The sequence below is a fragment of the Croceicoccus hydrothermalis genome, from assembly GCF_022378335.1.
Lineage (GTDB): Bacteria > Pseudomonadota > Alphaproteobacteria > Sphingomonadales > Sphingomonadaceae > Croceicoccus > Croceicoccus hydrothermalis.
In genome coordinates, this window is the sequence record NZ_JAIQCI010000071.1 from 1 (window position 1) to 6,373 (window position 6,373).

At 62.9% G+C, this 6,373-nt stretch carries 9 protein-coding genes; 6 read left to right on the top strand and 3 right to left on the bottom strand.

Annotated elements, in window-relative coordinates; all coding sequences use genetic code 11:
• Positions 1–564 (bottom strand): transposase (locus K4G67_RS17240; RefSeq protein ID WP_239807482.1); only part of this gene is annotated, 564 nt, incomplete at its 3' end.
• Positions 565–664: 100 nt separating this feature from the next.
• Positions 665–2,074, bottom strand: coding sequence for an IS1182 family transposase (locus tag K4G67_RS17245; protein WP_239807476.1), 1,410 nt, complete (start codon positions 2,072–2,074; stop codon positions 665–667).
• Positions 2,075–2,230: 156 nt separating this feature from the next.
• Here K4G67_RS17245 and K4G67_RS17735 point away from each other — a divergent pair, with 156 nt between their 5' ends.
• The 4 genes from K4G67_RS17735 to K4G67_RS17265 are packed head-to-tail and all read left to right on the top strand — an operon-like array spanning position 2,231 to position 5,184.
• Positions 2,231–2,803 carry a recombinase family protein gene (locus tag K4G67_RS17735; protein ID WP_239807477.1) on the top strand — a complete coding sequence of 191 codons (573 nt, stop codon included), beginning with the start codon at positions 2,231–2,233 and terminating at the stop codon, positions 2,801–2,803.
• Entirely contained in the window at positions 2,803–3,180 is a 378-nt protein-coding gene (locus K4G67_RS17255; RefSeq protein WP_239807478.1) for a very short patch repair endonuclease, read from the top strand. Before K4G67_RS17735 ends, K4G67_RS17255 begins: the two co-directional genes overlap by 1 nt.
• A 49-nt stretch (positions 3,181–3,229) precedes the next feature.
• A complete protein-coding gene (locus tag K4G67_RS17260) occupies positions 3,230–4,402 on the top strand; it encodes a DNA cytosine methyltransferase (RefSeq protein WP_239807479.1) in 1,173 nt (390 codons plus the stop codon).
• Entirely contained in the window at positions 4,399–5,184 is a 786-nt protein-coding gene (locus K4G67_RS17265) for a GIY-YIG nuclease family protein (protein WP_239807480.1), read from the top strand. The genes K4G67_RS17260 and K4G67_RS17265 overlap by 4 nt, the downstream gene beginning before the upstream one ends.
• A gap of 27 nt (positions 5,185–5,211) precedes the next feature.
• Here K4G67_RS17265 and K4G67_RS17270 read toward each other — a convergent pair whose 3' ends face one another.
• A complete protein-coding gene (locus K4G67_RS17270) occupies positions 5,212–5,475 on the bottom strand; it encodes a DUF3892 domain-containing protein (protein WP_120049412.1) in 264 nt (87 codons plus the stop codon).
• Between the two features lie 356 nt (positions 5,476–5,831).
• On the opposite strand from K4G67_RS17270, the gene K4G67_RS17275 reads away from it, so the two are divergent.
• Both K4G67_RS17275 and K4G67_RS17280 read left to right on the top strand, forming a co-directional pair.
• On the top strand, positions 5,832–6,155 hold the full coding sequence (locus tag K4G67_RS17275) for a helix-turn-helix domain-containing protein (protein WP_275588953.1): 324 nt from the start codon (positions 5,832–5,834) through the stop codon (positions 6,153–6,155).
• Positions 6,152–6,373 (top strand): hypothetical protein (locus K4G67_RS17280; RefSeq protein ID WP_476695959.1); only part of this gene is annotated, 222 nt, incomplete at its 3' end. The genes K4G67_RS17275 and K4G67_RS17280, both read left to right, overlap by 4 nt.

Consider the following 6,373-nt stretch of genomic DNA (forward strand, 5'->3'; position numbering starts at 1 on the left):
GCCGAAGGCGGCATCGTCGAGCACGTCGAGATATTCGGCCACCGCGCGGCCCGCAGCCTCGGGTGGCAGGCCTTCTTCCCCCGGAACAGAGCGCTGGCGGTGGACGTCCGCACGGATCAAGCTGGCATCGACCGCGAAGCCTTCCGCGCCGACAAGGCCTTCACTCATGCAGCGCTCGACGGTCATCTCGAACAGCTTGCGCAACAGATCGCTGTCGCGGAAGCGGCCGTGCCGGTTCTTCGAGAAGGTCGAGTGATCGGGCACCGCACCATCCAAATCGAGGCGGCAGAACCAGCGATAGGCGAGGTTGAGATGCACCTCTTCGCAAAGCCGCCGCTCAGACCGGATGCCCATGCAATAGCCTATCAGCAGCATCCGGATCATCAGCTCGGGGGCGATCGAGGGTCGACCGGTCGAGCTGTAAAACGGCTTCAGGTGCTCGCGGATGCCGTCCAGATCGACGAACCGGTCAATCGAGCGCAGCAGGTGATCGCCCGGCACGTGATCCTCGATGCGGAAGCTGTAAAACAGCGCCTCCTGCATCATAGTCCGCTCGCCCATCATCAGCACATCTCCCGCTTTGCGAAGATCACTGAATCAGCAGCTTAGCCCTTCTGCAAGCAGAGTTTTTCAACAGAATAGAGGTCGGAAGCTGTCATCATGATCAACCAAGCGTTGTGGCCGCGGCGGCGCGGCTGAGATCGGTCATCACGCTCGGCCGGACGAATGCCCGGCGAACTCGCCTGCGTTTTGCGGAGGGTTCGTTCCGCCGGGCCAACAGCAATAGGTTGGAGACGGCTGCCGTCAGTAGAAACTCTTCCTCCGCTCCCCGAATGCCGCGAAGATGCAGCCGGGTGAGGCCGCGCTTGATCTTGGCATCGGCGAAGGTCCGCTCGACGCCGCGCCGCAATCGCATCGAGCGCAGATAGAGGCCGGTCTGCATCTCCCGACGCACCATATCGCGGGCGTCCTCGTCATGCAGACGTGCCAGAGTGCGATGGCTGCTGCTTGTACATTGGCATTTACTCGGGCAGGCGAGGCAGTCCTGCGAGCGCGCCCGGTAGCGATGCACATTGGTTGGCTGATGGAAGGTGATATGCGCGAGGCGCTTACCTTCGGGGCAGATGTAATGATCGCCGTTACTGTTGTACTGGAACGCATGACGGAGAAACTTGCCCTTGCTCTGGCCCGATCGTTCCAACACGGGCACATGCGGCACCGTGCCATGATCGATCACGAAGGCGAGGAACGGCGCGCCGCCATAGGCGGTGTCGGCCGCCACGCGCTTCGGGCGAAATCCGAACCTCTGTGCGGCATGGGTGAGCATGATCTGCCCCGCATCCACTTCAGTCGCCGAGCGGGCGGGCGTCGCCTCGACCTCGATCGCTACCCCGACGGGTGTGTCGATCAGCAGGTTGAACGCATACCCGAACTTCGCCCTGCCACCGCGCGCCGCCCATGCCGCGGCGGGATCTGTGCGAGATATTTGCGCCGGGGCCTCCCTTCGCGGCCCCGCAGTTTTGACCGCCACCGCCTCGTCCTGAAGCCACTCGCGCACAGGCCGAGAATGCGGATCGGCAAGGTCGCCATCGCGCATCTTGCGCTGCCAACTCGCATCGGCCGCGACGAACGAGGCGTCAATCGCAGCATCGTTGGCTGCGACCAGACCCTCCGCCATGCAGCAGCGGACTGTGGCCTCGAACAGCACCCGGAAGACGCCCACCTCGCGAAAGCGGCCGTGCCGGTTCTTGCTGAAAGTGGAATGGTGCGGCACCGGCGCTCCGATCGGCAGACGGCAGAACCAGCGATAGGCGATATTGTAGCGCACTTCCTCACACAGCCTGCGCTCCGAACCGATGGCATAGATACGACCGATCAGCGCCATGCGGATCAGCAGCTCGGGATCGATCGACGGCCGCCCACGCGCGCTGTAATGCGAGGCAAGATGGCCGCGAAGTTCCGCCAGATCGAGAAGGCGATCTACCCGGCGCAGGAGATGGTGTTCAGGAACTATCGGCTCGATCATCCGCGAACCGGTGCCGCTTCTTCCAGCAGCGCAAGTGGACCCCATCATCGTGCTTCTCCCATGGTTGGAAAGGCAGAGTATCATTTCGGAGTTTCAGACCGGTTTTGGCTTATTTCAACAGCCTCGAACGGTTCTGACACCTAATCCACAACCACGCTTTTCCGCGCCGTTGCGGGTGTCACAACCCCGTGTCAAAGAGATAGGGTGCAAATCGGCTATGCCAGAGTGTCCCGAGGGGACTCCCAGGACCTGGACCCGCAGCTCCGCGCGCTGACCGACGCGGGCTGTTCGATCATCTACCAAGAAGAGGCATCGGGCGCGAAATCCGACCGTCCCGAGCTGGCGCTGGCGATCGAGGTGTTGAAACCCGGCGACGTTCTGACCGTCTGGAAGCTTGACCGGCTTTCCCGCTCGCTCCGCGATCTCCTGTTCACGCTGGAGGCGATCACGGCGGCCGAGGCCGGGTTCCGATCGCTGACCGAGGCGGTCGATACCACCACGCCCGCAGGCCGGTTGATGACGCAGACCCTTGGCGCGTTCGCCGAGTTCGAGCGTGCCATGATCCGCGAGCGGACCATGAACGGCCTGGCGCACGCCCGGAAGGCCGGAAAGCATATCGGCCGTAGACGCGCCCTCTCTCCCCAGCAGCGCGCCGATATTATCGAGCGCGTCGAGAACGGGCAAGACTCCCCTGCCCAGCTCGCCTCGCTGTTCCGCGTCTCGCGATCGACCGTGCAGCGGGTGTTGCGCGAGCATCGGACGAAGATGGCGAGTTGATGGTGGACACCCTCACCGCTGCGGCGCGATCGGAGCGCATGAGCCGGGTTCGCGGCAAGGACACGAAGCCCGAGATGATCGTGCGACGCTTGGTGCACAGCATGGGCTATCGCTATCGCCTGCACGATCGACGACTTCCCGGAAGTCCGGACCTTGTGTTCCGCGGCAGCCGAAAAGTCGTTTTCGTGCACGGTTGTTTCTGGCACCGGCATCCGGACTCATCATGCAAGCTGGCGCGAATGCCCAAGTCGCGCCAGGACTTTTGGGGACCGAAACTGGAGGGCAATCGCGAACGCGACGAGCGCAACCGCGCGGCGCTCGATCGCGAGGGATGGCGACAAATGGTTGTCTGGGAATGTGAATGTCGCCATGAATAACAATTGAGGAACAAATTGCGAGATTTTTTGGAGGACGACGATGCCTAACATGCGCGCCATTGAGCTATTCGCCGGTGCGGGCGGCTTGGGCATGGGCATCAGCAAGGCGGGATTCCATCCGGCGCGTATCGTCGAGTGGGACCGCTGGTGCTGCGACACGATACGCGAGAACCGCCGCGCCAAGGCGGGCGGAATCGGCCGCTGGCCCGACCCGATCGAGGGCGACATTCGCGAGATCGATTTTTGCGGGCACGAGGGCAAGATCGACTTGGTGAGCGGCGGACCACCCTGTCAGCCATTCTCCCTAGGCGGCAAGCATCGCGCCCACGCCGATACGCGCGATATGTGGCCCGAGGCGGTTCGCGTCGTGCGCGAGACGCGGCCCAAGGCGTTCGTGTTCGAGAACGTGAAGGGGCTGACCCGCGCGAGCTTCGCGACTTATCTCGCCCATATCGTTCACCAGCTTACCTATCCCGAGCTGATCCCCCTACCCGGCGAGGCCTGGATCGATCACATGGCGCGCCTTGAGCGACACCATACCGCTAGGGGCGGGAGAGACGGACTTCGCTACAATGTCGTTCATAGGGTGCTGAACGCGGCGAACCACGGCGTTCCCCAACGGCGCGAGCGCGTGGTGTTCGTTGGCTTCCGAGCCGACTTGGGTATTGAGTGGAGTTTTCCCGACGAGACGCATTCGATCGAGGCGCTGCTATGGGAGCAAGTGCGATCGGGCGAGTATTGGGAGCGCCACCGGGTCGCTTCGCGCGACCGCGTGCTCGACCCCCGCCACGTGGCGCGCGCCAAGAAGATGACCGAACGACCCGAAACCGCAGCTTGGCGCACGGTCCGGGACGCGATCGGCGACCTGCCCGATCCCGAGACCGCGCCCAAGCAGGCGGCGCTATGCCTCAATCACCGGTTCCAGGCGGGCGCGCGCAGCTATATCGGCCACACGGGCAGCCCGCTGGACGAACCCGCCAAGACCTTGAAGGCGGGCGTCCACGGCGTTCCTGGCGGCGAGAACATGTTGCGCCGCGCCGATGGCAGCGTGCGCTATTTCAGCGTGCGCGAGAGCGCGCGCATCCAGACCTTTCCCGACGACTATCGCTTTCATGGATCGTGGACGGAGTCGATGCGCCAGCTCGGCAACGCCGTTCCCGTCCAGCTTGCGGAGGTCATCGCGCGCGATGTCTCGCACGAGCTAAGGGCGGTGGCTGGATGACGAAGGAAACAGCCACCGGTCCGGAAGTGCCGGGATATCGGGAGTTCGAGTTCGACCTACCCGGCGCGTTGCTCGACCATCTCGTTCGCGCCCTCGACGAGATGGAGTCGGCTCCGCTCGATCCAGAGGGACTGGCGATCGTTCCGGAGGCGCAAGGCGTCTATCAACTCTTCCTGGACGACGCGCTGGTCTATATCGGCAAGACCGACGCCGAGGCGGGCCTTTTCCGCAGACTCGCTCGCCACTCGACCAAGACCCAGCATCGCGCGAACCTCAATCCGGCGCGCGTCCGCTTCAAGGCGATCCGCATCTTTGTGTTCACCGCGATGGACTTGGAGACGCAGCTCATTAAGCATTACACTGCCGGGGCTGGAACCCGATGGAATGGCAGTGGCTTCGGGGCGAACGATCCAGGCCGCAATCGCGACAACTCGAAGCCCGGCACGTTCGACCAAGATTTTCCGATCAATATCGACCACGATATCGGAACCGACCTCGCTGGCACCAAGACCGCGGCGGAGGTGGTTTCCGAGCTAAAAGCCGCCCTGCCCTACACGTTCCGCTTCGACACCGGACCGGGCCGGTCGCGCAAGCCGCATCCGGACCTCGCCAACACCATGGTCACGATCTCGCCCGATCGAACGACCGCGCGCGGCGTCATCGAGGAGCTGGTGCCGCAGCTTCCGCCAGGTTGGCAGGCCACGGCCCTTTCGGCGGTGCTGATCCTCTACAAGGAAAAGAACGACAAATACCCGCAGGCAACCGTGCTGGCGCGATCCTAGGGACCGGCCAGGCACGGCCGCCCGTGTTTAGCAATCGGGCAGGTCATCGAGATTGTTGCGGGTCGTGTCATCGCGATCGGTCCGGAGATATTTTCCGTTCGATCCCTGGACGACCCTGATCTGCGTAACCTTCCCGTCGCTCCAGGACACGTGGTAGCTGTGCGAGCCACCCTCGATATCGCTGATCGCATCGGCCTTGAGCCGCGGCGACCAGCTTTCGCCGGCATTGCACAAGGCCGTGATGTCGCCATCGCGGTCCTTTCTCGACTTGTTCACATAGCGCGTCGCCATCGTCTTATCCTTTCCTGGCTTACTTCTCGCGAACCGTGGTGTTCGGACTCGCCTTTCCATGCTTGGTGGTGACGTAGCGCCCGCTGATCGCGCTACGATACCGAGAGCCTGAGCTTCCGCTCTTGCCCGATGCCTCGCGAACCGTTGTTCGCGGACTTGCCTTCCCATGTTTCGATGTCACGAAGCGCCCAGAGATCGCGCTTCGATAGTTTCCGCCTTTCTTGCCCGCCATTTCTAATCTCCAATCCCGCCTGTCCCAGGTTCGGAACAGCGATACGGAAAGTATGGTTAGCGCGAGTTCGCTTGTCAAGTAGGAAAACTATCGTCATACCGAACCGACGCAATCGGGAGCGAATATGTCATCGATATTGGGGCGAAAGGTCCGCGATCTTCGCCAAAAAAAGGGCATGACCCTGGAACAGCTCGCCACGGCGACGGGCAGCAGCAAGAGTTACATTTGGGAGATCGAGAACAAGCCGGTAGCCCGCCCCTCTGCGGAAAAATTGGGGCGGATCGCCAGCGTGCTGGGCGTGACGAGCGAATATCTGGTAGACGAGGAGCGCACCGAGCCGCCGGTCGCGGACGACTTCGACCGGGCGTTCTATCGCAAGTATCATGGCGCGTCCGACCCGGTGAAACAAAAACTCAAGCGCATTCTGGACGTGCTGGACGACGAATGACCCAGGAGCCCACCCGACCGAAGGCGTGGGCCAACTTCCTAGGGCGTCTGTGGGGCGCGCGCTTCCCCGTGGACGTGCGCCAGATCGCGCTCGAATATTCGAGCCGCTACCCCGATCGCATCAAGAAGATTCAGGAGTTCGCCGACTTCGATGGCGCGCTGTTCCCGCTTCCCAAGAGCGGCCAATGGGCGATCCTCTATAATCCCGACGCGCCACCG